Origin of the sequence: Streptomyces lydicus (genome assembly GCF_004125265.1) — a bacterium.
Classification (GTDB): Bacteria; Actinomycetota; Actinomycetes; order Streptomycetales; family Streptomycetaceae; genus Streptomyces; species Streptomyces lydicus_C.
Window position 1 is genome coordinate 2,783,163 of record NZ_RDTE01000003.1, and the last position, 26,701, is coordinate 2,809,863.

27 protein-coding genes are annotated in these 26,701 nt (G+C 70.5%); 9 read left to right on the forward strand and 18 right to left on the reverse strand.

Going from position 1 to position 26,701, the window contains the following annotated elements; translation table 11 throughout:
* Positions 1 to 190 precede the first annotated feature (190 nt).
* Positions 191 to 1,462, forward strand: a complete 1,272-nt coding sequence (locus tag D9V36_RS14590; RefSeq protein WP_129294163.1) for an ABC transporter ATP-binding protein — start codon at positions 191 to 193, stop codon at positions 1,460 to 1,462.
* Positions 1,459 to 2,862 (forward strand): ABC transporter permease subunit, encoded by a 1,404-nt coding sequence (locus tag D9V36_RS14595; protein ID WP_206739669.1) that lies wholly within the window; start codon positions 1,459 to 1,461, stop codon positions 2,860 to 2,862. Before D9V36_RS14590 ends, D9V36_RS14595 begins: the two co-directional genes overlap by 4 nt.
* 84 nt (positions 2,863 to 2,946) lie before the next feature.
* Here D9V36_RS14595 and D9V36_RS14600 read toward each other — a convergent pair whose 3' ends face one another.
* Positions 2,947 to 3,294, reverse strand: coding sequence for an ATP/GTP-binding protein (locus D9V36_RS14600; protein WP_129294164.1), 348 nt, complete (start codon positions 3,292 to 3,294; stop codon positions 2,947 to 2,949).
* Between the two features lie 186 nt (positions 3,295 to 3,480).
* Between D9V36_RS14600 and D9V36_RS14605 the strand changes: the two genes are divergently transcribed.
* Entirely contained in the window at positions 3,481 to 4,530 is a 1,050-nt protein-coding gene (locus tag D9V36_RS14605) for an LLM class flavin-dependent oxidoreductase (RefSeq protein ID WP_129294165.1), read from the forward strand.
* 193 nt (positions 4,531 to 4,723) lie between these two features.
* Here the strand turns inward: D9V36_RS14605 and D9V36_RS14610 are convergent, their stop codons facing one another.
* Positions 4,724 to 5,116 (reverse strand): SCO5389 family protein, encoded by a 393-nt coding sequence (locus D9V36_RS14610; RefSeq protein WP_030080104.1) that lies wholly within the window; start codon positions 5,114 to 5,116, stop codon positions 4,724 to 4,726.
* Between the two features lie 249 nt (positions 5,117 to 5,365).
* On the opposite strand from D9V36_RS14610, the gene nucS reads away from it, so the two are divergent.
* The gene (gene nucS, locus D9V36_RS14615; RefSeq protein WP_042148800.1) at positions 5,366 to 6,028 is read left to right on the forward strand and encodes an endonuclease NucS; all 663 of its coding nucleotides are present in this window, start codon (positions 5,366 to 5,368) and stop codon (positions 6,026 to 6,028) included.
* A gap of 118 nt (positions 6,029 to 6,146) precedes the next feature.
* Here the strand turns inward: nucS and D9V36_RS14620 are convergent, their stop codons facing one another.
* From D9V36_RS14620 to D9V36_RS14635, 4 genes are all read right to left on the reverse strand, one after another.
* Positions 6,147 to 8,843: an ATP-binding protein gene (locus D9V36_RS14620; protein ID WP_129294166.1), complete on the reverse strand. Its 2,697-nt coding sequence runs from the start codon at positions 8,841 to 8,843 to the stop codon at positions 6,147 to 6,149.
* Positions 8,844 to 9,219: 376 nt separating this feature from the next.
* Complete coding sequence (locus tag D9V36_RS14625) at positions 9,220 to 9,543, reverse strand: STAS domain-containing protein (protein WP_129294167.1); 324 nt, start codon at positions 9,541 to 9,543, stop codon at positions 9,220 to 9,222.
* Between the two features lie 145 nt (positions 9,544 to 9,688).
* Positions 9,689 to 10,537 carry a 3-hydroxyacyl-CoA dehydrogenase family protein gene (locus D9V36_RS14630; protein ID WP_129294168.1) on the reverse strand — a complete coding sequence of 283 codons (849 nt, stop codon included), beginning with the start codon at positions 10,535 to 10,537 and terminating at the stop codon, positions 9,689 to 9,691.
* A 156-nt stretch (positions 10,538 to 10,693) separates the two neighbouring features.
* On the reverse strand, positions 10,694 to 11,335 hold the full coding sequence (locus tag D9V36_RS14635; protein ID WP_129294169.1) for a TetR/AcrR family transcriptional regulator: 642 nt from the start codon (positions 11,333 to 11,335) through the stop codon (positions 10,694 to 10,696).
* Between the two features lie 80 nt (positions 11,336 to 11,415).
* Between D9V36_RS14635 and D9V36_RS14640 the strand changes: the two genes are divergently transcribed.
* The 3 genes from D9V36_RS14640 (at position 11,416) to D9V36_RS14650 (ending at position 13,598) form a co-directional block, all read left to right on the forward strand.
* A complete protein-coding gene (locus D9V36_RS14640; protein WP_129294170.1) occupies positions 11,416 to 12,198 on the forward strand; it encodes an ABC transporter ATP-binding protein in 783 nt (260 codons plus the stop codon).
* A gap of 89 nt (positions 12,199 to 12,287) precedes the next feature.
* On the forward strand, positions 12,288 to 13,016 hold the full coding sequence (locus D9V36_RS14645) for an ABC transporter permease (RefSeq protein ID WP_129298409.1): 729 nt from the start codon (positions 12,288 to 12,290) through the stop codon (positions 13,014 to 13,016).
* A 9-nt stretch (positions 13,017 to 13,025) separates the two neighbouring features.
* Complete coding sequence (locus D9V36_RS14650) at positions 13,026 to 13,598, forward strand: cob(I)yrinic acid a,c-diamide adenosyltransferase (RefSeq protein WP_088800066.1); 573 nt, start codon at positions 13,026 to 13,028, stop codon at positions 13,596 to 13,598.
* A gap of 57 nt (positions 13,599 to 13,655) precedes the next feature.
* Here D9V36_RS14650 and D9V36_RS14655 read toward each other — a convergent pair whose 3' ends face one another.
* Complete coding sequence (locus tag D9V36_RS14655; protein WP_129294171.1) at positions 13,656 to 14,240, reverse strand: hypothetical protein; 585 nt, start codon at positions 14,238 to 14,240, stop codon at positions 13,656 to 13,658.
* A gap of 132 nt (positions 14,241 to 14,372) precedes the next feature.
* On the opposite strand from D9V36_RS14655, the gene D9V36_RS14660 reads away from it, so the two are divergent.
* Together D9V36_RS14660 and D9V36_RS14665 are read left to right on the forward strand one after the other, a co-directional pair.
* Complete coding sequence (locus D9V36_RS14660; protein WP_129294172.1) at positions 14,373 to 15,647, forward strand: histidine kinase; 1,275 nt, start codon at positions 14,373 to 14,375, stop codon at positions 15,645 to 15,647.
* Positions 15,644 to 16,336, forward strand: a complete 693-nt coding sequence (locus D9V36_RS14665) for a response regulator (protein ID WP_129294173.1) — start codon at positions 15,644 to 15,646, stop codon at positions 16,334 to 16,336. The genes D9V36_RS14660 and D9V36_RS14665 overlap by 4 nt, the downstream gene beginning before the upstream one ends.
* Before the next feature lie 167 nt (positions 16,337 to 16,503).
* Here D9V36_RS14665 and D9V36_RS14670 read toward each other — a convergent pair whose 3' ends face one another.
* The 11 genes from D9V36_RS14670 to D9V36_RS14720 form a co-directional block, all read right to left on the reverse strand.
* On the reverse strand, positions 16,504 to 16,947 hold the full coding sequence (locus tag D9V36_RS14670; RefSeq protein ID WP_088800059.1) for a DUF2550 domain-containing protein: 444 nt from the start codon (positions 16,945 to 16,947) through the stop codon (positions 16,504 to 16,506).
* A gap of 148 nt (positions 16,948 to 17,095) precedes the next feature.
* Positions 17,096 to 17,479, reverse strand: a complete 384-nt coding sequence (locus D9V36_RS14675; protein ID WP_085922935.1) for a F0F1 ATP synthase subunit epsilon — start codon at positions 17,477 to 17,479, stop codon at positions 17,096 to 17,098.
* A 108-nt stretch (positions 17,480 to 17,587) separates the two neighbouring features.
* Positions 17,588 to 19,030 carry a F0F1 ATP synthase subunit beta gene (atpD, locus tag D9V36_RS14680; RefSeq protein ID WP_129294174.1) on the reverse strand — a complete coding sequence of 481 codons (1,443 nt, stop codon included), beginning with the start codon at positions 19,028 to 19,030 and terminating at the stop codon, positions 17,588 to 17,590.
* 5 nt (positions 19,031 to 19,035) lie between these two features.
* Positions 19,036 to 19,956: a F0F1 ATP synthase subunit gamma gene (locus D9V36_RS14685; RefSeq protein WP_129294175.1), complete on the reverse strand. Its 921-nt coding sequence runs from the start codon at positions 19,954 to 19,956 to the stop codon at positions 19,036 to 19,038.
* A 20-nt stretch (positions 19,957 to 19,976) separates the two neighbouring features.
* Positions 19,977 to 21,569, reverse strand: a complete 1,593-nt coding sequence (gene atpA / locus D9V36_RS14690; protein ID WP_129294176.1) for a F0F1 ATP synthase subunit alpha — start codon at positions 21,567 to 21,569, stop codon at positions 19,977 to 19,979.
* Positions 21,570 to 21,786: 217 nt separating this feature from the next.
* The gene (locus D9V36_RS14695) at positions 21,787 to 22,602 is read right to left on the reverse strand and encodes a F0F1 ATP synthase subunit delta (protein WP_129294177.1); all 816 of its coding nucleotides are present in this window, start codon (positions 22,600 to 22,602) and stop codon (positions 21,787 to 21,789) included.
* A complete protein-coding gene (locus tag D9V36_RS14700) occupies positions 22,599 to 23,168 on the reverse strand; it encodes a F0F1 ATP synthase subunit B (protein WP_129294178.1) in 570 nt (189 codons plus the stop codon). The genes D9V36_RS14695 and D9V36_RS14700 overlap by 4 nt, the downstream gene beginning before the upstream one ends.
* A 42-nt stretch (positions 23,169 to 23,210) precedes the next feature.
* On the reverse strand, positions 23,211 to 23,456 hold the full coding sequence (gene atpE / locus D9V36_RS14705) for an ATP synthase F0 subunit C (protein WP_030065540.1): 246 nt from the start codon (positions 23,454 to 23,456) through the stop codon (positions 23,211 to 23,213).
* Positions 23,457 to 23,533: 77 nt separating this feature from the next.
* Positions 23,534 to 24,331, reverse strand: a complete 798-nt coding sequence (atpB, locus tag D9V36_RS14710; protein ID WP_129298410.1) for a F0F1 ATP synthase subunit A — start codon at positions 24,329 to 24,331, stop codon at positions 23,534 to 23,536.
* A 282-nt stretch (positions 24,332 to 24,613) separates the two neighbouring features.
* Positions 24,614 to 25,051 carry a hypothetical protein gene (locus D9V36_RS14715; protein WP_129294179.1) on the reverse strand — a complete coding sequence of 146 codons (438 nt, stop codon included), beginning with the start codon at positions 25,049 to 25,051 and terminating at the stop codon, positions 24,614 to 24,616.
* Between the two features lie 289 nt (positions 25,052 to 25,340).
* Positions 25,341 to 26,687: an MraY family glycosyltransferase gene (locus D9V36_RS14720; RefSeq protein WP_206739670.1), complete on the reverse strand. Its 1,347-nt coding sequence runs from the start codon at positions 26,685 to 26,687 to the stop codon at positions 25,341 to 25,343.
* Positions 26,688 to 26,701: the final 14 nt, after the last annotated feature.

Here is a 26,701-nt window from a genome sequence, read left to right on the forward strand (position 1 = left end):
CGCCGGGCGGCCGGGCCGCCGGGCCGCCGGGCCGCCGGGCCGCCGGGCCGCAAGACGGCAAATCCGGGGCCCGGCGGGGCAGTCGGGAGCATGAGGAATTGACGGGAACCGTCAACGGCCGGATAGCCTCCTAACCCTCACGGGGGCACGAGGGCGCCTCTGCCCCGACGATCTCGCGAGGGGCGGAGAATTGATCGAGGCAGTCGGCCTGACGAAGCGCTACGGCGCCAAGACGGCCGTGTACAACCTGTCGTTCCAGGTAAGGCCGGGCACGGTGACCGGCTTCCTGGGGCCCAACGGCTCCGGTAAGTCGACCACCATGCGCATGATTCTGGGCCTGGACGCACCGACCTCGGGGCGGGCCACCATCGCCGGCCACCCCTTCCGCAGCCTCTCCAACGCTCCGCGCCAGGTGGGCGCGCTGCTCGATGCCAAGGCCGTGCACGGCGGCCGCAGCGCGCGCCAGCATCTGCTCTCGCTCGCCCAGCTGTCCGGTATTCCCGCCCGCCGGGTCGACGAGGTGCTGGGGGTGGTCGGTCTGCAGGACGTCGCGGGGCGGCGCTCCAAGGGCTTCTCGCTCGGTATGGGCCAGCGGCTGGGCATCGCCGCGGCGCTGCTCGGCGATCCGCAGGTACTGCTCTTCGACGAGCCGGTCAACGGCCTCGACCCCGAAGGCATCCTGTGGGTGCGCAATCTGATGAAGCAGCTGGCAGCCGAGGGCCGTACGGTCTTCGTCTCCTCGCATCTGATGAGCGAAATGGCCCTGACCGCCGAGCACTTGATCGTGATCGGCCGTGGGCAGCTGATGGCGGACATGCCGGTCAAGGACTTCATCTCGGCCAACTCCGCTGATTTCGCCAAGGTGCGCACGCCCGACACCGAGCCGGAACAGCCCGAGAAGCTGACCGCCGCGATCGGTGAGGCCGGCGGGCAGGTCGTACCCGAGCCGGACGGCGCGCTGCGGGTGACCGGGCTGCCGCTCCCCCGTATCAGCGATGTCGCGCACCTGGCCGGGGTCCGGCTGTGGGAGCTGTCGCCGCACCAGGCGTCGCTGGAAGAGGCGTATATGCAGCTGACGCAGGGCGCCGTGGACTACCGCTCGACGCACGACCAGCGGGCCGGTCTGCAGGGTGCCCCCGCCGGGTACGCGCCGCAGGGCGCCGCACCGCAGGGGTTCGCGGGCGGACCCGGATACCCGGCCGGGCAGCCGGGCCAGGCACCGGCCGGCGTTCCCGGCCAGGGGCAGCAAAACCCGTACGCCCAGCAGGATCCGTACGCCCAGCAGGCGGCCGGGGCGGCTCCGGGGCCGGGCTATCCGCCGCCGGCGCAGGCGCAAGGCCACCCGTACGGGGGACCCGAGTCTTACGGCGCACCTCACCCGTACGGGCAACAGCCCGCCGCGCCCATGCCGCCCGCCGCCCCCGCCGCCCAGCCCACGCCGCACCACGAGGACGCCCGATGACCAGCCCTCAGCAGCCGCAGCCCCAGCCGCAGCCTGAGCGCGGACCCCACGACACCGGCGCGCAGCAGCAGCCGATGCCGGCCGCGCCCCCGATGCCGCCCCCCGCCCCGCAGGGCCCCGCACCGCAGCAGCAGGGCACCCCGGCCCAGGCACAGCCCACCGGTCCGGAGCAGCCCGCGCAGCAGCCGGCGCCGCAGCAGCACGCGCCCGCCAAGGAGGCCGGCACGATGATGCTCCAGGCCCAGCAGGCACCCGGGCAGCCCGCACCGGCCAAGGAAGCGGGCACGATGATGCTCCAGGCCCAGCAGGCACCCGGCCGGCCCGCACCGGCCCAAGAGGCGGGCACCATGACGCTCCAGGCCCAGCAGGCTCCGCAGGCCCAGCAGGCCCAGCAGCCGCCCGTGCCGCAGCCGCTGGCCGCGCACGGACCGGGCAAGGACGCGGGCACGATGATGCTCCAGGCCCAGGCCCAGGCACCGGCCCAGGGGCAGGCACCGGCACCGGTTCAGGCACCGGCCCCCCAGGGCCAGGTTCAGGGCCAGGCCCCCCAGCCTCCCGCCCAGCCGCACCCCCAGCAGGCCTACGCCGGCGGACCGGGCGGCTATGTCTCGCCCATCCCGGTGCGCCCCACCCACCTCGGCCATGCGCTGCTCTCCGAGTGGACGAAGATCCGCTCCGTGCAGTCGACGCTCTGGACGGCGGGCGTGATGATCCTCCTGACGGTGGGCATCGGCCTGCTGACGGGCTCGGTCGTCGCCGGGCACAGCGACACGCTCGGCCCCGACTCCCCCCTGAGCTACGGCACCTTCGGGATGATGATGGGCCTGATCCCCCTGATCACCCTGGGCGTGCTGGTGATCTCCTCCGAGTACGGCACCGGAATGGTCCGCACCACCCTCACGGCCTGCCCGGCCCGCGCCCGGATCCTGACCGCCAAGGCGATCGTCTTCTTCGTCCTGAGCTTCGTCCTCGCCCTGGTGACCACGACCGTGGTGGCCCTCGCGCAGTACTCCATGGTCAGCGGCCTGCAGATCAAGAACGAACCGACCGGCGGGGACTGGTTCAAGGCCACGGTCGGGGTGAGCCTCTTCGTCGCCATGATCGGGCTGCTCTCGCTGGCCGTCGGCGCCCTGCTGCGGCACTCCGCGGGCGCGATCACGCTCATGATCGGCGTCTATCTGCTGCCGTTGGTGCTGGCGATCTTCATGCAGGCGGAGAGCCTCAAGGACATCCAGATCTGGCTGCTGGAGTACGCGCTCCCCAGCCAGCTCGGCGTGATGTTCAGCAGCAGCCTCATCAACTCCGGCCCGTCCGGCTGGGACCCCCTGTTGATCGTCACGGGCCTGACGGCCGTCACCCTCGGTGCCGCCTACGCGGTCATCAACAAGCGCGACGTCTGAGACGGTCCGGCCGCTCCCTGGCGCCCCCGAGGCACCGAGGAGCGGCCGGGACGTCGCCGTGAGCCCCGAAAGGGAGTATCCGCCCTAGTAACGAGGCGCGTTACGGGACCGCTGGAGCCGCGCGCTCCGGCGGTTTCGTGCGTTCCAGCACGCCTTGTGCCAGTGCCGGCGGTCGTCGACGTCACCGTGCTGCGGCCAGGCGACCACATGCGGGACCCCGGGCGGAATCTCCTGGTCGCAGCCGGGGCAGCGGTAGCGCTTGGCCGCGCCGCCGCCCCCGACGTGCCGCACGACCCAGTCCTCGCCGCGCCACTCCTCGGTGGTCTCCCAGCCGCCGCTGCCGGGAGGCGCCCCCATCCGGCCGTAGGGGTCACCGCCCGTGCGGTCGATGGGCTTCGCACCGCCGTGCTGGCGGTTTCGGCGCGGGGACACAGAACACCTCGGCTATGTACGGAGTCACGGGCTGTCACCAGCGTACGCGGCGCGGTCAGGGGTGGACGCCGCTCGGCAGGATTCTGCGATCATCGGGAAATTTCGCATCAGGCCGTGCCCTTGGCACGTGTCACACGTTGTTGCCTGTAAGGGGGAGTCGCGTCGGCTGCGAGGAGGCAGAGAGCGATGCGCGTTGGGGCTTTCATCCTGGCCGCTCAATTCCCCGGTCAGGGACAGGGGGAAGCACTGCACCGCGCGGTGCGCTCCGCGGAGGTCGCGGAGGAGGCCGGACTCGACGATGTCTGGCTGGCGGAACACCACTTCGTACCCTATGGCGTCTGCCCGAACGCGGCGACGCTGGCCGGGCTGCTGCTGGGCCGGACCCGCAGGATCGGCGTCGGGACGGCGGTGAGCGTGCTGCCGACCCAGCATCCGGTGGCACTCGGTGAACAGGCGGCGCTGCTGCATCTCACCTCCGACGGGCGGTTCACGCTCGGCGTCGGCCGGGGCGGCCCCTGGGTCGATCTGGAGGTGTTCGGTTCCGGACTCGAAGCGTATGACCACGGCTTCCCGGAATCGCTCGATCTGCTGATGCGCTGGCTGCGGGAGCCCCGGGTCGGCGCGCAGGGCGAGCGCTATACGTTCCGCGAAGTGGCGGTGGTACCGCGTCCGGCCGAGGCGCTGACCGATCCGGACGATCCGGGAGCCGGCCCTCCGGGCCCGCCGGTCGTCGTCGCCTGCACCTCCCCCTCGTCGGTGCGCACGGCGGCCGCGCGCGGGCTGCCCATGCTGCTGGGCATGCACTGCGGCGACGAGGAGAAGGCGGAGATGGTCGCGCTGTGGCGGGCGGCCGCGCGGGAGGCCGGGCTGGACGGCGACGAGGTGGCCGCGGCCGGGCATGTCTCGGCCGGCGTGGTGCAGATCGCCGACGACCGCGAGGCCGCGCGGGAGACCCTGACGAAGGCGATGCCCGGCTGGCTGCGGCAGGGGCTGGGCGCCCATGTGACGGTCGACGGCCGCTACCGCACGATGCGCGATCCGCAGGCCTATACGGAGTTGCTGTGCGGGCTGCACCCCGTCGGTCCGCCGCAGTGGTGCGCGGACCGGCTGGCGGCGACCTCGGAGCGTACGGGCATCACCCGCTTCGCGCTGCTCGTCGAGGGCTCCGGCGACCTTGCGGCGACGGAGGAGAACGTCCGCCGGCTGGGCACGGAGGTGCTGTCGCAGTTGCAGTGACCGGGCCCGGTACGGCGGACGGCATACGGAGGCCGTGGGCGGGTGACGGTGGCGATGCCTGCGATGCGCCGGTGCGTTGGCGCCGTACGAGAGAGCGGCACGGGGGAACGGTCGCCCTGCTGTAAGTGGTGCTGCCGCTGGCGCACCGGCACGGTGCGGGTCACCACCGAGTGCGCAGCGGCAGCAACGTCGTTCAGCAGTCGCGGAGTTCGGGCGACTGGTTCAGCAGCTGACCCCGTATGGAGGTGAAGCGGGCCAGGCGGTCGTCCACCACCGGGTCGAGCGGGAAAACCGCGACACGGTGGCAGTTCTGAAAGGCGAGCCGCACACCGAAGTGGCGCTCAAGGGAACCACGGATGGCGTCACTCGCCAGCGCGCGCAGCAGCTGGCCGCGCGCCTGCTCGTCCGGCGGCGGCGTCTGGTTGTCGGCGAACTCTCCGCCGTCCACCTTCAGCTGGGCCACCAGAGAGCTGATCATCCCCCATGCATAGGGCAGGGAGGTCCGGACGCAGTCGACAAATGCGGCTTCGTCGACCTCGCCTCGCTCGGCCTGTTCGAGGAGGGCCGGTGAGACGTCGAGCGACATGAGGTTCTCCTCTCGCGGACCCGCCGGGACGGACGGGGCCTAGGGACGGGACTGGGGGCATTGCGACGGAGCGTGTTCGATTCACAACCCCCCGCTGTAACGGTATGCCGCGCAAGGGGCCCGCACCAGGAGATTGCACATACAACCGGCCATTGGTGAGCGCCGGGGGTGCGGGGATTTCCCCCGTAAAGGCACAGTGATCCAGGGCGAATCGCGTGGGGGGCCTCCGGTCGAGTAGCGTTTCGCCCCATGCGTCTCGTCATCGCCCGCTGCTCCGTGGACTACGCGGGCCGGCTCACCGCCCATCTCCCCTCGGCCCCTCGCCTCATCCTGGTGAAGGCGGACGGCTCCGTCTCCATTCACGCGGACGACCGGGCCTACAAACCCCTCAACTGGATGTCGCCGCCCTGCACTCTCAAGGAGGGCGACGGTGAGGTGTGGACCGTCGAGAACAAGGGCGGCGAGAAGCTGATCATCACCCTCGAGGAGGTCATGCACGACTCCTCGCACGAGCTCGGCGTCGACCCGGGGCTCATCAAGGACGGGGTGGAGGCGCACCTCCAGGAGCTGCTGGCGGACCGGATCGAAACCTTGGGCGAGGGATACTCGCTGATTCGGCGTGAATACCCCACTGCCATCGGCCCGGTGGATATCTTGTGCCGGGACGCCGACAACCAGACCGTCGCCGTCGAGATCAAGCGGCGTGGTGAGATCGACGGAGTCGAGCAGCTCACCCGCTATCTCGAACTCCTCAACCGTGACCCGCACTTGGCGCCGGTGAAGGGCATCTTCGCGGCACAGGAGATCAAGCCGCAGGCGCGGGTGCTGGCCACCGACCGCGGTATCGGCTGCGTCGTCCTGGACTACGACGCGCTGCGTGGCATCGAGGACGACAAGCTGCGTCTGTTCTGACCCCGCGGGCCCCGGGAGCGGCGGCCGCACCGTACGCGCACAGCGCGAGGGCCCGGTACGAGTACCGGGCCCTCGCGCTGTCTGCCGTCACGGCCGCCGGCCGGGAGGCGCGGGGCCGTCAGCCGGCCGGGGCGCTCTGCGTACCGGAGCCGGAGGGGGCCGTTCCGTTCGACGGTGTGCCGCCGCCCGTCGCCGGTGATCCACCGGACGGAGTGGTGCCACCGCCACTGGAGGAACTGCCGGAGGGGGTGGTGCCGGCGCTGCCGGAGGGGGTACGGCCGCCGGCCGAGCTGCCGGAGGGGTTGGCGGCCGACTGCGACGGGCTCTGGGTCGTGGGCTTGCCCGTGCCGGGGTTGTCACTGGGCGAGGGCTCGCCGGAACCCGTCGGCGAGGTAGTCGTGGACGGCTCTTCGGTCGGCGTACGGGTAGGGGTCGGCCGGCCGGTGGGCGAAGTGGGCCGCTCGGTCGGCTCGGTCGGGTCGCTCGTCGGGCTCGTGGGCCCGGTGCCGGTGTCGGTGGGCGAGCCACTGGTGGCGGGGTCGCTCGCGGACGGCGACGGGCTCTGCGACCGCGCCGGGGCACCGGGCCGGGAGGTTCCGGGGCCGGCGGGCGGCAGGCTGGAGCCCGTGGCGGGCTGCTGGGCCGGCTGGTCGCTGCTGTCGCCGTCGTCCGTGGTCTGCTCGGTGCTGACCTTGTCGTCGTGCGGGTGGTCACCACCGGTCGCCCCGAGGGTGACGACGGTGCCGAGGACGGCCGCCAGCAGTGCGCCGGCGCCCGCGGCCACCACATTGCGGCGCGCCCCGCCGAACACCCGCAGGGCGCCCTTGCCGCCGGCCTTGGTGCCACTCCCGGTCACGGCAGCGACGGCCGCGGTGGCGGCGGTCGCCGAGGCGCCCCGGGCGGTGACGGTGCCCGCGGTCACCTCGGCATGTGCCGCCCGCAGCTTGGCGGTCGAGGCGCCGACGCGCGGCACGGCGATCCGCTTCTCCGTCGCGTCCGGTGACGCCGCGGAGGCCGCGGCGACCGCGTGCGGGAGCGCCGTGGTGGCCGCCGCGGCCGCATCGGCCCGCGAACGGTCGGTGACCAGCGCCAGCGCCCGCCGTCCGGCCACCGCGCCACTGCGGTCGGAGAGCACCCCACGCAGCCCGATGGACGCCTCCAGCTCGGCGCGCGCCCGGTCCAGGCTGCCGGTGCACAGTGCCAGGACGCCCAGCTCGTGGTGGAAGTAGGCCTCTTCGGCGACCTCCCCGGCCAGCCGCGCGGCCTCCTGGCCGTGTCGCAGGGTGCGCTCCCACGCGTTCCACTGCAGGGCGGCGGCGAACGCCGGGGCGGCCGTACGGGCTAGCAGCACGGCCGCACTGGCGTGCCCGCTCTCCCGGCTTCCGGTCAGTGCGCCCATGGCCGCCAGTGCCACAGCGGATTCGGCGGCGACCCGCTCCGGCGTGACCGAGGGGTGACCGGCCCACCAGGCGTAGTGCTGAGCGGCGGTGTGCGCCCGTGCGGCCGCGCCCTCCGCGTAGCCGGCCGCCTCCAACTGCTCCTGGACGGTGGCGGCGAGCCGGTAGTGGCTGCCGACCGGGGTGATCAGGCCGCAGGCCAGCAGCTCGCCGAGGGCGGCATCGGCATGGGTGTCCTGGGTGAGGGCCGGCAGATGCGCCTGGTGGGGCAGCTCACCGCCGAGCGCCACGGCGAAGCGCAGCGTCTCCTGGGCGGCGTCGCCCAGCCGGGACGCGAGCAGCGGGGCGGGCGCGGCGGCCTCGCCGAGGGACGGCAAGGGCACCTCGGCCTGCTCGCCGGGCTCGGTGCCGGCGTCGTCGGCGGCAGTCGTGGTCTCGGCCGCGGTGCCGGTGCCGGTGTCGGCCGCCCCCTCCTCGGGGAAGAGCCCGTAGCCGTCGTCGAGGGCACCCGGTGCACCCCGCATCCGGTCACGCTGCCGCAGCAGGGCGGCAGCCTGCACGAAGCGCAGCGGCAGCCCCTCGGACTCGAACCAGAGGTCGGCGGACCAGGCCTCCTCGTCGTCGGTGAGCGGCCGGTCCACGGCGCGCTCCAGCAGCCGGGCGCAGCCGGCCCGGCCGAGACCGCCGAGGAAGACCTCTTCGAGGTGCGAGCCGGGGCTGGGGGCCGCGACGTCGGGAGTGGCGGCGATCAGGAAGGCGCATTCCGGGGTGGCGTCGAGCAGTTCGTCGAGCGCGGCGCCGCCGAATTCCAGGTCGTCCAGGACGACGATGGCGCCGATCTCGGCGATCATGCGCAGCAGTTCGGGCCGGTCGGGGCGGTGCTGCGGGGCCCGGTACACGGCGGCGAACAGCGCGTACAGCAGGTCGGTGGTGGTGCGGTGGTAGCCGGAGAGCCGGACGACGCCGTCGGGGGCGAGGTCGGCGCAGGCGGTGGCGACGGCGTCCAGCAGCCGGGTGCGGCCCGAGCCGGAGGGGCCGGTGACGCGTACCGAGCGGCCGCGGGAGAGCAGCCGGACCAGGCGTTCGGTGTCCTCGGTGCGCTCTTCGAGCACGCTCTCGTGACCGGCGGTCCCGGTCGGGCCCGGGGGCACCGGGGGCGCGGCGGCGCGGGCGGCCTCGGCGCGCTCCTGTGGGCCGAGCCTGCCGGGGGCCTCGGGGCGGTCCCCGGGCGGGCAGGGTTCTATTTCGCTGCCGTCGACGGGGTTGACGGTGACGAGGTAGGGGCCCGAGACGAGCCGGACGACGCGGGCGAGCCCGCCGGAGGCGCTGCGCGTGCCGCCGACCGCGGGGCCTTGTGGCTCGGCAGGGCCGCCCTGCTCGCCGTACTCCTCAGGTCCCCGGTGGCTGTTCGGGTCCATGCTGCAAGCTCCCAGATCTGGCGTGCCGACTGCGCTTCCGGCCGTCCGCACTCCCCCGGCTCCGGCAGGTCGTCCTCAGCCGTCGCGTCTGGTCCGGTGCCCGCCGCGGATGATGGCATACGGGCGGGATGCGAACCTTAGACCCGGAGAGCGGGGAGGTGTACCGCCGGGGGGTGGCTCTGACCAGAACTTCCTGGATTGGTCGGTATCACGCGGGTTACGACATTTCTGTGGCCCGGCTCTTCAGTTTTTGTCGCGCTTGGGGCGCGTTCCTGATCGCCCGGGGGATGCCCCGGGCAGGGGTGCGGGAGGCCGGACCGGGCGCGCGGGACGCCGGACCCCGGTGCGGGATGCCGGGCGGCCCGCCGCGCCCGCCTCACACCCGGGGAAGTGATTCCGCCTCGATGCCGCCCTCGATGGCGAGGATCCGGTGCAGCCGGGTGGCGACGAGCAGGCGCTGCATCTGGGGCGGCACTCCGCGCAGCACCAGCCGGCGGCCCACCCGGCCGGCGCGGCGGTGCGCGCCCATGATCACGCCGAGGCCGGTGGCGTCCCAGGAATCCAGCTCGGTCAGGTCCAGCACGAGATCGCCCCGACCGGAGTCGACGGCGGCGTGCAGGGCCGTACGGGCGTCCGCCGCGCTGCGGACGTCGAGGCGGCCCCCGACAACCAGCTCGGCGTGGTCGCCCCTGATGTACATATGCGCTCCCCGATGTCATGGGTGGTGACGTCTGAACGTCTACAGAACTGACTGCCTCTCATACGGCGAAGTTGCCGCCTGTAAGCGAACCGATACCGAATTCACCCCTCGGGGCGACACCGCCGCCCGAGGGGCTGACGCGGTCTCAGTGCTCGTAGAAGCCCTGCCCACTCTTGCGACCGATATCGCCCGCATCGACCATTCGCCGCATGATCTCCGGCGGTGCGAACTTCTCGTCCTGGGACTCGGTGTAGATGTTGTCGGTGGCGTGCATCAGGATGTCGATGCCGGTCAGGTCGGCGGTGGCGAGCGGTCCCATCGCGTGGCCGAAGCCCAACTTGCAGGCGGTGTCGATGTCCTCGGCGCTGGCCACGCCCGACTCGTAGAGCTTGGCGGCCTCGACGACCAGCGCCGAGATCAGGCGGGTGGTGACGAAGCCGGCGACGTCGCGGTTGACGACCACGCAGGTCTTGCCGACCGACTCGGCGAACTCCCGGGCCCTGGCCAGGGTTTCGTCGCTGGTCTTGTAGCCGCGCACCAGCTCGCACAGCTGCATCATCGGCACCGGCGAGAAGAAGTGCGCCCCGACGACCCGCTCGGGGCGGGAGGTCGCCGCCGCGATCTTGGTGATCGGGATGGCGGACGTGTTGGAGGCCAGCACCGCCTCGTCCTTGACGAGCTTGTCCAGCGTCTGGAAGATCTCGCGCTTGACGTCGATCCGCTCGAAGACGGCCTCGACGACGATGTCGGCGTCGGCGACGGCTTCCATGTCGGTCGTGGTGGTGATGCGGGCCAGCGCCTGCTCGGCGTCGGCCGCGGCCAGCTTGCCCTTGGCGACGAACTTCTCGTACGAGGCCTCGATGCCGCCCTTGCCCCGGGCCAGCGCCTCGTCCGTCACATCGCGGAGGACCACGTCCCAGCCCGCCTGCGCGGAGACCTGCGCGATACCGGACCCCATGAGTCCGGCCCCGATGACGGCGAGCTTCTTTGCCACTGCTGTCCCCTCACACCCTGTGCATTTGACGGTCCTGAGTGACGTTAGCGCCCGTGAGCGATCGTTTGGAGGGTAAGAGATGCGCGTCACGTCTCGGATGACGGACGTCACACCGCCGGGGCCTCCGGGCGGCGCGCGGCGGGAGAGCGCCCGCCGTCAGCCGGTCGCCCGTACGGCGTAGTTGAGGACCTTCTCCCCCAGCAGCTCCGCCATCTCGTCGAGGAGGACCAGTGCCTCCCGGGAGACCTCGGCGGGTGTGCGGCCGGCGAGCATCTGCTGCGTGATCCAGCCCATCAGGCTCTGGTGCACCCAGCCGATCTGGCCCGCCATCAGGCCCGGCAGCGGATCGCCGGCCGCGGCACCGGTCTCCTCCCGGAGCGTTTCCTCCAGGTTGAGGTGGGTCTCCTGCTGGATGTACCAGAGGCGGGCCTTGAGGGTGGGCGCCCCGTGCACCACCCGCATGAACCGGTCGTAACCCTCCATCAGGCCCACCCGCGGCGAAACCGCCGCGACCTCCTCACGCAGCTCCCGCAGCACGGCGGCGGCCGCCGACTCCCCCGCCGCGCGGCCGCGCACAAAGCGTGAGAGCCGGTCCACGAAGCCCTCGCTCCGGTCGAAGAAGAGGTCTTCCTTGGCCGGGAAGTAGTTGTAGACGGTGTTCACGGAGACGTCCGCGGCCTCGGCGATCTCCGCGATGGTCACCGCGTCGAAACCGCGCGCCAGGAACAGGCCGGTGGCCACGTCCGAGATGTACTGGCGGGTCTGCCGCTTCTTCCGCTCCCTGAGCCCTTCTGCCATGCCCTCACTCTACCTTTCTTTGGATTCCGTTGATTTTTGGAGGCATTGCAATTTTTCAGTGACCCTGTTTTTCTATGAGCATGTCCGTCATCCACACGTCCGGACTCGCCCGGACCTTCGCCACCCCACGCGGCACCGTCGAGGCGGTACGCGGTATCGATCTCACCGCCGAGCGCGGCGAGATCCTCGGCTTCCTCGGCCCCAACGGCGCCGGGAAGACCACGACCCTGCGGATGCTCACGACCCTGCTGGCGCCCACCCAAGGCACCGCGACCGTCGCCGGCTGCGACCTCGTCCGCGATCCGGCGGGTGTACGCCGTGCCGTCGGTTACGTCGCCCAGTCCGGCGGCGTCGACCCGCATGTCTCGCTGCGCGAGGAGCTGGTCACCCAGGCCCGCCTCTACCGTCTCGGCAAGGCTGAAGCCCTGGCCCGCGCCGAGGAGTTGGCCGCCGATCTGGGCCTCGACGAACTGCTCGACCGCAAGACCGCCACGCTCTCCGGCGGCCAGCGGCGCCGGCTCGACCTCGCCATGGGGCTCACCCACCGCCCCCAGGTGCTGTTCCTCGACGAGCCCACCACCGGGCTCGACCCGGGCAGCCGCGCCGATCTGTGGGACCTGGTCCGCCGGATCCGCACCGAACACGGCACCACCGTCTTCCTGACCACCCACTACCTCGACGAGGCCGATGCGCTGGCCGACCGGCTGGTGATCGTCGACAACGGCGTGGTGGTCGCGGAGGGCACGCCGGACGCCCTCAAGCGCGCCCACACCGGCTCCCCCGACGCGTCCTTGCAGGACGCCTTCCTCGCTGTCACCGGGCGCGGCGCCACGCCCCACGAGCCGGCCCCCGTCGCCATCTAGGAGCCCCTTTGTCCTCCTCATCCGCCTCGTCTGTCTCGCGGCCCTCTTCGCCCTCTCCCTCCCTCTCCTTCTTCCTCTCCGACACCGCGATGATCTTCGGGCGCTACGCCCGCCAGACCCTGCGCTCCAAGCTCCAGATGCTCTTCGGCGTGCTGATGCCGCTGCTGTATCTGCTCTTCTTCGGTCCGCTGCTGACCGATCTGCCGCTGTCCTCGTCCGGCAGCTCCTGGCAGGTGCTGGTCCCCGGGCTGCTGCTCCAACTCGCCCTGTTCGGCGCCTCGTTCTGCGGCTTCGGCATCATCGTCGAGAAGCAGTACGGGGTCGTGGAGCGGATGCGGGTGACACCGGTGAGCCGGCTGGCCCTGCTGCTGGGGCGGGTGCTGCGGGACGCCGCGCTGTTCGTCTTCCAGGCGGCGCTGCTGGTGCTGGCCGCGCTGGCCATGGGGCTGCGGGCACCGCTGCCCGGCATCCTCATCGGCTTCGCGTTCGTCGCCGTGCTGACCGTGGCGCTGGCCTCGCTGTCGTACGCGCTGGCGCTGAAGGTCAGCACACCGCAGGAGTTCGGACCGGTCATCAACGCCGTCACCATGCCCTCGATGCTGCTGTCAGGGCTGATGCTGCCGATGGCGCTGGGACCCAAGTGGCTCGATGTGCTGTCGCACTTCATGCCGCTCCGCTATCTCGTGGACGGGGTGCGGGCGGCCTTCGTCGGCGCCTACGCCTCCTCGGCCGTGCGCCACGGCGTGCTGGTGGCGGCCGCCTTCGCCATCCTGTCCGTGACCTACTGCACCCGGGTCTTCCGCAGGTCCGCGGCGTAGGCTCGCCCCATGGTGAATCTGACGCGCATCTACACCCGCACCGGCGACAAGGGCACCACCGCCCTGGGCGATATGAGCCGTACCGCCAAGACGGACTCGCGGATCTCGGCGTACGCGGACGCCAACGAGGCCAACGCGGCGATCGGCGTCGCCCTGGCGCTCGGCTCGCTCCCCGAGGACGTCGCGGCGGTGCTGCTGCGGGTGCAGAACGACCTGTTCGACGTCGGCGCCGACCTGTCGACACCGGTGGTGGAGAACCCGGAATTCCCGCCGCTGCGCGTCGAGCAGAGCTATATCGACAAGCTGGAGGCGGACTGCGACCGCTTCCTGGCGGAGCTGGAGAAGCTGCGCAGCTTCATCCTCCCCGGCGGGACGGCCGGCGCCGCGCTGCTGCACCAGGCGTGCACGGTCGTCCGCCGCGCGGAGCGTGCGACCTGGGCCGCCTTCGAGGAGCACGGCGAGACCATGAACCCGCTGACAGCCACCTACCTCAACCGCCTCTCCGACCTCCTGTTCATCCTGGCCCGTACGGCCAACAAGGAAGTCGGGGACGTGCTGTGGGTGCCCGGCGGAGAGCGCTGAGCGGCGGCGGCCTGGCCGACCGGCAGTCGGGGGGCGGCCAGGCCGCGGGGACGCGTCCTAGCGCAGCGTCTTCTGCTGCGGCCGAGGCGCTTCCTCGGGGACCTTGGTCCGGCCGCGCGGGTCCTTCTTCTGCCAGATGAGGTAGGTCAGCGCGATCACCGCGTGAATGCTGACGATCTTCAGCGAGATGCCCTGCCACTCGTGCAGCGAGGTCGTGTCACCGCCGTCGCCGACGTACACGATCGCGGCCTGCAGCAGCCCGCACGCGACCACGGCCATCAGCACCGTGCGCAGCCACAGCTTCCCCTCGTGCTTGGCATAGTCGAGTCCGTACCGCTTCACCGGCCGCGGGCCGCCCGCGAAGCGGTACGCGACATGCCCGTCGACCCACTTGATCGTGTAGTGGCCGTAGGCGACCGTGAAGCCGATGTAGACGGCGGCCAGGCCGTGCTTCCAGTCCGCCGGTGCGCCATTCTTCAGGTCGATCGCCGTGACGATCAGCAGGATCAGCTCCAGCAGCGGCTCCATCAGGAGCACCGCCGCTCCGGTCCGCGGCATCTTGGCCAGGTAACGCAGCGCCAGGCCGAGGGCCAGCAGCACCCAGAAGCCGACCTCGCAGGCGATGATCAGCGCGACGATCACGGCTGTCTCCTTTCAGGGCTCTCCACCGAACACCTCAAGCCTTCCAGCGGCGGCGGCCCGCCACGTCGTCGCGCGCGATGATCCGGACTGCATCTTTCGATGTAGCGCGCGGCTTGCGGGGATGACCCGGACATGGGGGCGGCGGGCCCCGGCGCCGTGTTTGATGGAGGGGTGACCGCCAGATCCCCCGCCGCCCCCGGCCGGCCGCACCGTCTCGACGTGCTCATCGCGGGCGGCGGGCTGCTCGGCGGGCTGCTGCTCTGGGCGATGAATCTGCACGGCGGTCCCCCGCGTCTGGGGCTGCCCCCCTCGCTCACCCTGGTCGCGCTCACCATGATGTCGGTGGCGGCGCTGATGCGCCGTACCGCCCCGATGGCGGCGCTGGCCCTCGCGGTGCCGGCCCTGGCGCTGGACATCACCGCCGGCACCTTGGTCGCCACCGTCCTGATGTTCACGGACGTGGTCTATGCGGCGGTGCTCTACGGACCGGCGAACGCGGCCCGCCGGATCCCGCCGCACTCCGTGCTGGTCACCGTCCTCGCGGCCATCGCGCTCACCGCGGCCTGGCGGGACCCGCAGGTCGTGATGGTCATCATCAGCATCGCGCTGATCACCATCGCCCCGGCCTGGACCGGCTTCATCATCCGTAACCACCGCGACGCCGCGCAGGCCGCACAGCTGCGGGCCGAGCAGATCGCGCTGCTGGCCGAGATCGACCGGACGCAGGCCGTGGTCGGCGAGCGGGCCCGGATGGCACGCGAGCTGCACGACATGGTCGCCAACCATCTGTCCGCCATCGCCATCCACTCCACCGCCGCGCAGTCCATCGACGACCCGTCGGCGACCCGCGAAGCGCTCGGGGTGATCCGTGAGAACAGCGTGCAAGGTCTGGCCGAAATGCGCCGTCTGATCGGGCTGTTGCGGGACCCCAAGACGGCCGACGGGGACGAGGAGCCCGCGGCGACCCCCACGCTCGACGGGCTGGACGCCCTGATCGACCAGGCCCGTACGAGCGGCGGCAGCAGCGGACTGACCTTCGAGCTGGAGGACGCCCGGAGCCCGGACGGGCCCGGGGCCGGGCCGAAGCCGACGGCGCCGGTCGCGCTGGCCGCGTACCGCATCGTCCAGGAGTCACTGACCAACGCGCTCAAGCACGCCGCGCCCGGCGAGGTGCGGGTGCTCCTGGCCCATGACCGCGGCGGGGCGCTGACCGTCGCCGTCCGCAGCCCGTTCGCCGACCGCCCCGGCCCCCGTGCGCCCGGTTCCGGCAGCGGCCTGGTCGGGATGCGCGAGCGGACCGCCCTGCTGGGCGGAGCATTCGAGGCCGGCCCGGAGAGCGGGCCGGCCGGCAGAGTCTGGCTGGTGCGGGCAGCGCTGCCCGCCGCCGAGGAGGAAGAACAACGATGACAGGCGCCGACGCGCAGCCGATCCGGGTTCTGGTCGCCGAGGACCAGTCCGCCGTACGGGCCGGGCTGGTCCTCATCCTGCGCTCCGCCCCCGACATCGAGGTGGTCGGGGAGGCCGAGGACGGCGAGGAGGCGGTACGGCTCGCCCGCGAGCTGCGCCCCGCCCTCGTCCTCATGGACATCCAGATGCCCCGCCTCGACGGGGTCTCCGCCACCCGGCAGGTGGTCGCCGAAAAGCTGGCGGACGTGCTGGTGCTGACCACCTTCGACCTGGACGAATACGTCTTCGGGGCGCTGCGGGCGGGAGCGGCGGGCTTTCTCCTCAAGGACAGCGACGCGGCCGCGCTGCTGACCGCGGTGCGCACCGTGGCGTCCGGCGAGGGGCTGATCGCTCCGGCGGTGACCCGGCGGCTGATCGCGGAGTTCGCCAGTCCGCGTACGCCCCTCCGGCGGCCTGCGCGGGACGGTGAGACACCGGATCCGGCGGTCCTGGACGCGCTGACGCCACGCGAGCGGGAGGTGCTGGGGTGCCTGGGGCGGGGGCTCTCGAACGCGGATATCGCACTGCGGCTGGCCATGGCGGAGGCCACCGTGAAGACCCATGTCAGCCGGCTGCTGGCGAAGTTGGACCTGCGCAGCCGGGTGCAAGCGGCCGTACTGGCACAGGAGTTGGGGGTCGACGGGCCGTAGGGGGCGGCCCACAGGAGGGCGACGGGGCGGCGCGGCCTACGGCATCGCGCAAGGCCGCGGCGGCGGACGCCGTAGGGGGCTGCCGAACGCATCCCGTAAGGGACGCACGGCCCCCCTGCGGGGCCACAATCCGGCAGCGACCGAGGATATTCCCCGGCTCCCCCGAATCAGGCCACGTTCACCCTCTGGCCCGGCGGTGCCGCCTCCAGCCAGGCGAGGAAACCGGTGAGCGCGTCCTCGCTCATCGCCAGTTCCAGGCGGGTGCCGCGGTGCCGGCAGGCGAGCACGATGGAGTCGGAGAGCAGCGCCAGCTCTTCCTCACCCTGCGGGGTGCGGCGCTCCAGGACCTCGATGGCGGAGCGCTCCAGGAGACGGCGCGGGCGGGGCGCGTACGAGAACACCCGGAACCATTCGACCCGGTCGCCGTTGTAGCGCGACACACCGTAGATCCAGCCCTTGCCACCGGTCTCGTTCTCCGGCACGTGCCAGCGCAGACTGCAGTCGAAGGTGCCACCGGACCGCTGGATCAGCCGCCGCCTCAGTCCGAAGACGAACAGCCCCAGCAGCACCAGTACCACGACCACGCCGCTCACAAGCAGAGCGAGGACCATCTCGACCGACCTCCTCGCCTCGATGGGGGTTCCCCCGCGCCGGTCGGGCGTGGAGGAGAGTAACGCATCTGCATTGCCTCAGCCGCGGGCCGCTCCGGACAACTCCGGGCAGCCCGCGGCTGAGGATCGATCTCGTCGGCGACGGGGCTCAGTGAACGCCCGTCACCGAACGCAGCCGGACATCGGCGCGACGCTCGGCGGCCGCGTCAGCGTCCGACTTCGCTCGCTCCAGAGCCCGCTCCGCGCGCTGGACATCGATCTCATCCGACAGTTCCGCGATCTCCGCGAGCAGAGACAGCTTGTTGTCGGCGAACGAAATGAAGCCGCCGTGCACCGCGGCGACGACGGTGCCGTCCCCGCTCTCGCCGGTCGTACGAATCGTCACCGGGCCCGACTGCAGCACGCCGAGCAGCGGCTGGTGTCCGGGCATGACGCCGATGTCGCCCGACGAGGTGCGCGCGACGACCAGGCTGGCCTCGCCGGACCAGACCTGACGGTCCGCGGCGACCAACTCGACGTGCAGCTCAGCCACGATGGCTCCTCGGGTCTCCACCTGCCTGGCTCGGCAGATGTTGGGTCAAATACTAGTGGTCGTACGGGCCGGGGGCGGCCAGGGCCGCCCCCGGGACCGGTGCCGGGGTCAGGAGACGCCCAGCTCCTTGGCATTGGCCTTCAGGTCCTCGATGCCACCGCACATGAAGAACGCCTGCTCGGGGAAGTGGTCGTAGTCACCGTCCGCGATCGCGTTGAACGCGGTGATCGACTCGTCGAGCGAGACGTCCGAGCCGTCGACACCGGTGAACTGCTTCGCCACGTGGGTGTTCTGCGACAGGAACCGCTCGATACGACGGGCGCGGTGGACGGTGAGCTTGTCCTCCTCGCCGAGCTCGTCGATACCCAGAATCGCGATGATGTCCTGGAGGTCCTTGTACTTCTGCAGGATCGTCTTGACGCGCGAGGCGCAGTCGTAGTGCTCCTGCGTGATGTAGCGGGGGTCCAGGATCCGGGACGTCGAGTCCAGCGGGTCGACCGCCGGGTAGATGCCCTTCTCCGAGATCGGACGCGACAGAACGGTGGTCGCGTCCAAGTGGGCGAAGGTGGTGGCCGGCGCCGGGTCGGTCAGGTCGTCCGCGGGGACGTAGATCGCCTGCATCGAGGTGATCGAGTGACCACGGGTCGAGGTGATGCGCTCCTGCAGCAGACCCATCTCGTCCGCCAGGTTCGGCTGGTAACCCACCGCGGACGGCATACGGCCGAGCAGCGTGGAGACCTCGGAACCCGCCTGGGTGTAGCGGAAGATGTTGTCGATGAAGAAGAGCACGTCCTGCTTCTGCACATCGCGGAAGTACTCCGCCATGGTCAGACCGGCCAGGGCGACGCGCAGACGGGTGCCCGGGGGCTCGTCCATCTGACCGAAGACCAGCGCGGTCTTGTCGATGACGCCGGAGTCCGTCATTTCCTCGATGAGGTCGTTGCCCTCACGGGTGCGCTCGCCGACACCGGCGAACACCGACACACCGTCGTGGTTGTTGGCCACGCGGTAGATCATTTCCTGGATCAGAACGGTCTTGCCGACACCGGCACCACCGAACAGACCGATCTTGCCGCCCTTGACGTACGGGGTGAGCAGGTCGATGACCTTGACGCCGGTCTCGAACATCTCGGTCTTGGACTCGAGCTGGTCGAAGGTCGGGGCCTTGCGGTGGATCGCCCAGCGCTCGGTGACCTCGGACGCCGCCTCCGGCTTGTTCAGGATCTCGCCGAGGGTGTTGAACACCTTGCCCTTGGTGATGTCACCGACGGGGACGGTGATCCCGGTGCCGGTGTTCGTCACCGTGGCCTGGCGGACCAGACCGTCGGTGGGCTGCATGGAGATCGCACGGACCAGGCCGTCGCCCAGGTGCTGGGCGACCTCGAGGGTCAGGGTCTTGAGCTTGCCCTGCTCGGCCGGGTCGGCGACCTCGACGGTCAGCGCGTTGTAGATGTCAGGCATCGCGTCGACGGGGAACTCCACGTCGACGACCGGGCCGATGACCCGGGCGACGCGGCCCGTTGCCGTGGCCGTTTCAACAGTGGTGGTCATAGTGGTCAGTCACTCCCCGCGGTCGCGTCGGCCAGAGCACTGGCACCACCGACGATCTCGCTGATTTCCTGGGTGATTTCGGCCTGTCGGGCCGCGTTGGCAAGCCGCGAGAGCGACTTGATGAGCTCTTCCGCGTTGTCGGTCGCCGACTTCATCGCACGGCGCGTGGCGGCGTGCTTGGAGGCGGCGGCCTGCAGAAGCGCGTTGTAGATCCGCGACTCGACGTACCGCGGAAGCAGGGCGTCGAGGACGTCCTCGGCCGACGGCTCGAATTCGAACAGCGGAAGGATCTCGCCCTTGGCCGACTCCTCCGACTCCGCCACCGTCTTGTCGAGGCTGAGCGGCAGCAGCCGGTCGTCGAGCGCCGTCTGCGTCATCATCGAGATGAACTCGGTGAAGACGATGTGGAGTTCGTCCACGCCGCCCTCGGCGGTGTCCTGCTGGACAGCGTCGATCAGCGGTGCGGCGATCGCCTTGGCGTCCGCGTACGTCGGGTTGTCGGTGAAGCCGGTCCACGACTCCACGACCTTGCGCTCGCGGAAGCTGTAGTACGACACGCCCTTGCGCCCGACGATGTAGGCGTCGACCTCCTTGCCCTCGGCCTTGAGCCGCTCGGTGAGCTGCTCGCCGGCCTTGAGGACGTTGGAGGAGTAGCCGCCGGCCAGACCACGGTCGCTCGTGATGAGCAGCAGCGCGGCCCGCGAGGGACGCTCCGCCTCCGTCGTCAGCGGGTGCTGGGTGTTCGAGCCCGTGGCAACCGCTGTCACCGCGCGGGTCAGTTCACTCGCGTACGGCGTCGACGCCGCCACCTGGCGCTGCGCCTTGACGACGCGCGAGGCGGCGATCATCTCCATCGCCTTGGTGATCTTCTTGGTCGCGGTGACGGAGCGGATGCGACGCTTGTAGACCCGGAGCTTGGCTCCCATGGATCAGGTCCCTTCCGTCGTCACTTGCTGGTGCCGGCCGGGGCGTCCTCGCCGAGCAGCTTGCCGTCCGAGGTCTCGAACTGCCGCTTGAAGCCGTCGACGGCCTCGGAGATCGCACCGATGGTGTCGTCGGACATCTTGCCGCCCTCGACGATGCTGGTCAGGAGGTCCTTCTTCTCCCGGTGCAGGTGGTCGAGGAGCTCCCGCTCGAAGCGGCGGATGTCCTGGACCGGAACGTCGTCCATCTTGCCGTTGGTGCCGGCCCAGACGGAGACGACCTGGTCCTCGGTGGGGTACGGGGCGTACTGACCCTGCTTGAGCAGCTCGGTCATCCGCTTGCCGCGCTCCAGCTGCTGCTTGGAGGCCGCGTCCAGGTCGGAACCGAAGGCGGCGAACGCCTCCAGCTCGCGGTACTGGGCGAGGTCCACGCGGAGCCGGCCGGAGACCTGCTTCATGGCCTTGTGCTGGGCCGAGCCACCGACACGGGAGACCGAGATACCGACGTTCAGCGCGGGGCGCTGGCCCGCGTTGAAGAGGTCCGACTCCAGGAAGCACTGACCGTCGGTGATGGAGATGACGTTGGTCGGAATGAACGCCGACACGTCGTTCGCCTTGGTCTCGACGATCGGGAGACCGGTCATCGAGCCGGCGCCCATCTCGTCGGAGAGCTTGGCGCAGCGCTCCAGCAGACGCGAGTGCAGGTAGAAGACGTCGCCCGGGTAGGCCTCACGGCCCGGCGGACGGCGCAGCAGCAGGGACACGGCGCGGTAGGCGTCGGCCTGCTTCGAAAGGTCGTCGAAGATGATCAGGACGTGCTTGCCCTGGTACATCCAGTGCTGGCCGATGGCCGAGCCGGTGTAGGGCGCCAGGTACTTGAAGCCCGCCGGGTCGGACGCCGGGGCGGCGACGATGGTGGTGTACTCCAGGGCGCCGGCCTCCTCCAGCGCACCGCGCACGGACGCGATGGTGGAGCCCTTCTGGCCGATGGCGACGTAGATGCAGCGGACCTGCTTCTTCGGGTCGCCCGAGCGCCAGTTGTCGCGCTGGTTGATGATCGTGTCGACGGCCAGGGCGGTCTTGCCGGTCTGGCGGTCACCAATGATCAGCTGACGCTGGCCACGGCCGATCGGCACCATCGAGTCGACGGCCTTGTAGCCGGTCTCCATCGGCTCGTGGACCGACTTACGGACCATGACGCCCGGGGCCTGCAGCTCCAGGGCGCGGCGGTCCTCGGACTCGATCTCGCCGAGGCCGTCGATCGGGTTGCCCAGCGGGTCGACGACGCGGCCGAGGTAGCCCTCGCCCACGGCGACCGAGAGCACCTCACCGGTGCGCTGCACCGGCTGGCCCTCCTCGATGCCGCTGAACTCACCGAGGACCACCGCACCGATCTCGCGCTCTTCCAGGTTCAGCGCAAGACCGAGCGTGCCGTCCTCGAACTTGAGCAGCTCGTTCGCCATTGCCGAGGGAAGGCCCTCGACCTTCGCGATGCCGTCTCCGGCCTCGCTGACCGTGCCGACCTCCTCGCGCGAGGCCGCGTCCGGCTTGTACGCCTGGACGAAGTTCTCCAGCGCGTCCCGGATCTCCTCCGGCCGGATCGTGAGCTCCGCCATCTGGGTTCCCTGCTCTCCTTGTTGGGCCCGAAGTTACTTGCGGGTGTCCGGGGGTCTGTCCCCCGGGGGGTTTCCGCTTACGGCCCAACTCGGGCCGCCGTCATGCTTGTGCTGGTCCCCGGGGCTTCGTCCGGACCGCAAGCCGGACCGTGTGGTCCGGCCGACTGGTCCGGCGTCCGACCGCCGGTTGTGCAGCTCTTGAGTTGGTGTGGCTGGGTCAGCCGGCCATCCGCCGGTCCGCCTCTTCGAGGCGCGCCGCGATGGTGCCGTTGATGACCTCGTCGCCGATCCGGACCTGGACTCCGCCGAGGACCTCGGGGTCCACGTCGAGGTTCAGGTGGACCTGCCGTCCATACAGCTGCGCCAGGGAAGCGCCCAGGCGCTGCCGCTGCCCTTCGGTGAGGGGCACCGCGGAGGTGACCACCGCGACCATCCGGTCCCGGCGGCTCGCCGCCAGCTTGGAGAGGGCGTCGAGCCCCGCTTCCAGGCTACGGCCCCGCGGCTGTACGACAAGACGGATCACGATGCGCTCGGTGACCGGGTTGGCCCGGCCGCCCAGCAGCGCACTCAGCAGCTCCGTCTTGGCCGCGACCGTCGCGTTCCGGTCGGTCAGCGCACCGCGCAGCTCACTGTTGGAGCTGACGATGCGGCCGAACCGGAAGAGCTCGTCCTCGACGTCGTCGAGCTGGCCGGCCCGCTGCGCGGCGACGAGGTCGGCGCTGTAGGCCAGCTCCTCGAGCGAGTCGGTCAGGTCACGCGAACCCGACCAGCGGGCGCGGACCATGCCGGACACCAGGTCGACGGCCGGGCCGCCCACCTGGTTGCCCAGCAGTCGTCCGGCCAGTTCGGCGCGTGCCTCGGCGGCCTGCGCCGGGTCGGTCAGGACCCGACGCAGCGACACCTCGCGGTCGAGCAGAGCGGTGACGGCAGCCAGCTCCTCGGCGAGCTTCGCGGCGTCGACGGAGGTGTCATCCGTCAGCGCGTTGAACTGCTCGCGTGCGGAGGCGAGTGCCTCGCGGCTCGCTCCGTTCATCGTCCGGCCTCAGCCTTCGTCGCGTCCGAAGCCGCCTTGGCCTCGACGTCGTCGAGGAAGCGGTCGATGGTCCGGCTCTGCCGGGCGTGGTCCTCGAGGGACTCCCCGACGAGCTTGCCGGCCAGGTCGACGGCGAGCTTGCCCACGTCCTGGCGCAGCGTGTGCGCGGCCTGCTTCCGGTCCGCCTCGATCTGGGCGTGACCGGCAGCGATGATCTCCTCGCGCTGCCGCTGGCCCTCGGCGCGCATCTCAGCGATGAGCGTCGCGCCCTGCTCCTGCGCCTCCTGGCGCAGACGCGCGGCCTCGTGGCGGGCGTCGGCCAGCTGTGCCCGGTAGTCCGCGAGCACCTGCTCAGCCTCGGCCTTAGTCGCCTCGGCTTCCTCCATGCGGCCTTCGATCTGCTTCCTGCGCTCTTCCAGAACCTTGTTGATGTTCGGGAGGAGCTTCTTCGCCAGGATGCCGAAGACGATGAAGAAGGCGACCAGGCCGATGACCAGCTCTGGAATCGGCGGGAACAGGGGGTTCTCGGGAACCTCCGCCGCCATGTTGAAGACCAGGGCGTTCACATCAATGCCTTCCGTCTGAATGGACGTCGTCTAACGGGCCGCTTACTTGTACGCGTAGCCCATGACGATGCCGATGAGGGCGAGCGCCTCACAGAAGGCGAAACCCATGATCTGGTTGGTGCGGATCAGGCCGGCCGCCTCGGGCTGACGGGCGAGGGCCTGGGTGCCGTTACCGAAGATGATGCCGACGCCGACGCCGGGGCCGATGGCCGCGAGGCCGTACCCGACCGAGGCGATGTTGCCGGTGAGGCCGGCGGCGAGGTTCACAGTCTCGAGGGCAGCGGACATGCCGTTACTTCCTTCTCTTTCACGGACCGGTGGGGGTTGGCCACCGGACGATTAACAGATTGCGGAGTCGGGGGTGCTCAGTGCTTCTCGGCGAGCGCGCCCTGGACGTAGTTGCAGGCCAGGAGCACGAAGACGTACGCCTGGATCGCCTGGATGAAGAGCTCGAAGGCCGTCATCGCGATGGTCATCAGGAACGAGGCACCGGCGTAGACGAAGCCGAGGCCGTTCGCCAGGTACCAGGTGGCGATGGTGAACATCACGATCAGCAGGTGGCCGGCGAACATGTTCGCGAAGAGCCGGACGGCGTGGGTGAAGGGCCGCACGAGCAGGTTCGAGAAGAACTCGATCACGACGATGAGCGGCAGGACCCAGCCGAGCGACCGGTCCCAGCCGGTGATGTTCTTCCACCCGCCGACGAAGCCGTGCTTCTTGAACGTCAGGTACACCCACAGGATGTAGACGATCAGGGCGAGCCCGATGGGGAACGAGATGATCGACGTCACCGGGAACTGGGCGACCGGAATGATCGACCAGATGTTCATGATCCACACGAAGAAGAACAGCGAGACCATGAGGGGGACGTATTTCTCGCCCTCCTTCTTGCCCAGCGCGTCATAGACGAGGCCGCGGCGCACGAAGTCGTAGCCGACCTCGCCGATCATCTGCAGCTTTCCGGGGACCACCTTGGCCTTGCCGAATGCGGCCCAGAAGAACCACACCACGACGACCGTGCTGAGCAGGGCCAGCAGCATCGGCTTATTGAACTCGTAGCCGCCGACTTTGAAGAGCGGGTCGAATACGAACGAATGAAGACCCGGGGCCTCGAAGCCACACCCCGGAATAAAGAGGTGGCACTCCGTGTCGAAGGCGAGCATCGTTTCAGCACTCACCGCGGGCTCCTTCAGCGTGGCGCATGGGTACGGCAACCTCGTTGTGTCGGCGCGGCGTTGAGCCACGGAGCGGCACTGGACTGGTCTTGCGGATTGGGGGGCGGCGGCCGGCCGGCGCTGGGCCGGGCCGAATCACAGGCATCGGCCGCGAGAACTGCCCGTTCCATCCTGTGGAATCTGGGAGCTCAGCCGCCTGCGCCATCTGTGCCGCAGTTGGAACCGGACGATAGCAGGCTCGCATGAGGGCATTTATCCCGGCCCTACGTCTCACGTCGGCGACCCCGCCGTCTCCGCCTTCTTCGCGTCGGCGGAGTCGGGGTTCACGTACAGAATCTTCTCCTTCATATGACCGCGGGTCTGGGCCGCGATCCATACGAGGGTGGCGCCGAGCAGCGTGAAGGCGAATGCCTTGGTGTCGAAGAGCGTCGTGTCCTTGAAGGTGATCATGAAGACCGCGACGAGCAGGATCTGCACCGTGTACAGCAGCAGCCCCATCATCTGGAAGAGCTGCGGAAGCTTGCGCGAGGTCTGCTGGAGGACCACCAGCCCCGCACCCATCACGAGCAGCACCAGCACAGTGCCGACGACGGCGCCGATCGCTCCCGTCGCGCCGGCGACCACCGCGCTCACGGCAACGGCGATGACACCGGTGGCGAGGGTGGGCACAACGGCGTGAAGGAGTAGTCGGGCGTCATTCGACTGCATGGCGGCGCTCCGGCAAAAGATGTGGGGTGTGTCGTCATGGACGAGCGTAGACCCGGCCTGAGGCGGAACCTGCGGCCCAAGGGCAGTCGCGCTACGGCCCTTCGGCTCTGTCGCCGGGTTTCGTGAACGGTATCACAAACTATTTGATGAGGTCTTTACCTGGTTCGTGTGGACCCTGTCACACCTGAGCGTGAACCTGCGCGTTGGTGCACTGACAGCCAGCCTTTTGTCTGGTATGGGGTCAACCGACCCGATTCCTGTCGCACGTTCGGGCGACCGGCGACGGGGATCAGTGGTGACTGTCCGCCCTGCGGTGTTCCACGAAACGTGAGCGGTCGCCGATCGCGGTGGCCCCGTTGATGCCCGCCGGAACCGGTTGCCGCTCCTCCTCCTGCGGCCCGGCGGCGCTCTCCTCGTCCCACTCCGCGGCCGGCGCCTGGGGAGCCGTTGCACGGGAGACCCGGCGGTAGCGCGGCGGGACCATCCACTCCGCCCAGCGCGGCGTGCGCGGCGTGAAACGCGGCAGCAGGAGCAGCACCAGCCCGACCGCGCTCAGCAGCACGATGCCCAGCACGATCCACATGCTGGCGTTGTTCGCGGAGTAGGCCACCGCGCCGAACGCGATCAGCGCCGACCAGAAGTACATGATCAGCACGGCCCGGCTGTGCGAGTGCCCGATCTCCAGGAGCCGGTGGTGCAGGTGCCCGCGGTCGGCCGCGAACGGCGACTGGCCCTTCCACGTACGCCGCACGATCGCCAGGATCAGGTCGGCGACCGGCACCGCGATGATCGTCAGCGGCAGCAACAGCGGGATGTAGACCGGCACCATCGCGTGGGTCGCCTCACGCAGACCGCCCGCCTTCACATTGAGCAGGTCCGGGTCGACCTGGCCGGTCACCGAGACCGCGCCCGCGGCCATCACCAGGCCGATCAGCATCGAGCCCGAGTCACCCATGAAGATCCGGGCCGGGTGCATGTTGTGCGGCAGGAAGCCCAGGCACATGCCCATCAGGACGACCGAGAACAGCGTGGCCGGCGCGGCCGCCTCGATGCCGTAGCCGAACCACATCCGGTACGCGTACATGAAGAACGCCGCGGCGGCGATGCACACCATGCCGGAGGCGAGGCCGTCCAGGCCGTCGACGAAGTTCACCGCGTTGATGGTGATCACGACGAGGGCGACGGTCAGCAGGGTGCCCTGCATGGGGGTCAGCGAGACCGTGCCGACGCCGGGGATCGGGATCCAGAGGATCGTCAGGCCCTGGAGGACCATCACGCCCGCGGCGATCATCTGGCCGCCGAGCTTGACCAGGGCGTCCACACCCCACTTGTCGTCCAGGACGCCGAGGAGCCAGATCAGCGCGGCCCCGGAGAGCAGCGCCCTGGGCTCGTCGGAGTTCTCGAAGACGCTCTTGAGGTTGGTCAGGTGCGAGGCCACCAGCAGACCGGCGCACAGGCCGCCGAACATGGCGATACCGCCGAGCCGCGGTGTCGGCTCGCGGTGCACATCGCGGGCGCGGATCTCCGGCATCGCACCGGCCGCGATCGCGAACTTCCGTACCGGCCCGGTCAGCAGGTAGGTCACCGCGGCCGTGACGCACAGCGTCAGCAGGTATTCACGCACGGGCTGCCCCATTGGTATAGCTGGCC

What these genes read in the sequence shown, in the direction of transcription:
- D9V36_RS14660 (WP_129294172.1), top strand. Translation starts at nt 14,373, where the DNA reads ATGGGGGCGGCGGGCCCCGGCGCCGTGTTTGATGGAGGGGTGACCGCC.
- D9V36_RS14720 (WP_206739670.1), bottom strand. Translation starts at nt 26,687, where the DNA reads ATGGGGCAGCCCGTGCGTGAATACCTGCTGACGCTGTGCGTCACGGCC.
- D9V36_RS14685 (WP_129294175.1), bottom strand. Translation starts at nt 19,956, where the DNA reads ATGGGAGCCAAGCTCCGGGTCTACAAGCGTCGCATCCGCTCCGTCACC.
- D9V36_RS14645 (WP_129298409.1), top strand. Translation starts at nt 12,288, where the DNA reads ATGATCTTCGGGCGCTACGCCCGCCAGACCCTGCGCTCCAAGCTCCAG.
- D9V36_RS14670 (WP_088800059.1), bottom strand. Translation starts at nt 16,947, where the DNA reads ATGGTCCTCGCTCTGCTTGTGAGCGGCGTGGTCGTGGTACTGGTGCTG.
- atpA (WP_129294176.1), bottom strand. Translation starts at nt 21,569, where the DNA reads ATGGCGGAGCTCACGATCCGGCCGGAGGAGATCCGGGACGCGCTGGAG.
- D9V36_RS14665 (WP_129294173.1), top strand. Translation starts at nt 15,644, where the DNA reads ATGACAGGCGCCGACGCGCAGCCGATCCGGGTTCTGGTCGCCGAGGAC.
- atpE (WP_030065540.1), bottom strand. Translation starts at nt 23,456, where the DNA reads ATGTCCGCTGCCCTCGAGACTGTGAACCTCGCCGCCGGCCTCACCGGC.
- D9V36_RS14695 (WP_129294177.1), bottom strand. Translation starts at nt 22,602, where the DNA reads ATGAACGGAGCGAGCCGCGAGGCACTCGCCTCCGCACGCGAGCAGTTC.
- D9V36_RS14620 (WP_129294166.1), bottom strand. Translation starts at nt 8,843, where the DNA reads ATGGACCCGAACAGCCACCGGGGACCTGAGGAGTACGGCGAGCAGGGC.
- D9V36_RS14635 (WP_129294169.1), bottom strand. Translation starts at nt 11,335, where the DNA reads ATGGCAGAAGGGCTCAGGGAGCGGAAGAAGCGGCAGACCCGCCAGTAC.
- atpB (WP_129298410.1), bottom strand. Translation starts at nt 24,331, where the DNA reads ATGCTCGCCTTCGACACGGAGTGCCACCTCTTTATTCCGGGGTGTGGC.
- D9V36_RS14625 (WP_129294167.1), bottom strand. Translation starts at nt 9,543, where the DNA reads ATGTACATCAGGGGCGACCACGCCGAGCTGGTTGTCGGGGGCCGCCTC.
- D9V36_RS14650 (WP_088800066.1), top strand. Translation starts at nt 13,026, where the DNA reads ATGGTGAATCTGACGCGCATCTACACCCGCACCGGCGACAAGGGCACC.
- nucS (WP_042148800.1), top strand. Translation starts at nt 5,366, where the DNA reads ATGCGTCTCGTCATCGCCCGCTGCTCCGTGGACTACGCGGGCCGGCTC.
- D9V36_RS14595 (WP_206739669.1), top strand. Translation starts at nt 1,459, where the DNA reads ATGACCAGCCCTCAGCAGCCGCAGCCCCAGCCGCAGCCTGAGCGCGGA.
- D9V36_RS14715 (WP_129294179.1), bottom strand. Translation starts at nt 25,051, where the DNA reads ATGCAGTCGAATGACGCCCGACTACTCCTTCACGCCGTTGTGCCCACC.
- D9V36_RS14610 (WP_030080104.1), bottom strand. Translation starts at nt 5,116, where the DNA reads ATGTCGCTCGACGTCTCACCGGCCCTCCTCGAACAGGCCGAGCGAGGC.
- atpD (WP_129294174.1), bottom strand. Translation starts at nt 19,030, where the DNA reads ATGACCACCACTGTTGAAACGGCCACGGCAACGGGCCGCGTCGCCCGG.
- D9V36_RS14605 (WP_129294165.1), top strand. Translation starts at nt 3,481, where the DNA reads ATGCGCGTTGGGGCTTTCATCCTGGCCGCTCAATTCCCCGGTCAGGGA.
- D9V36_RS14640 (WP_129294170.1), top strand. Translation starts at nt 11,416, where the DNA reads ATGTCCGTCATCCACACGTCCGGACTCGCCCGGACCTTCGCCACCCCA.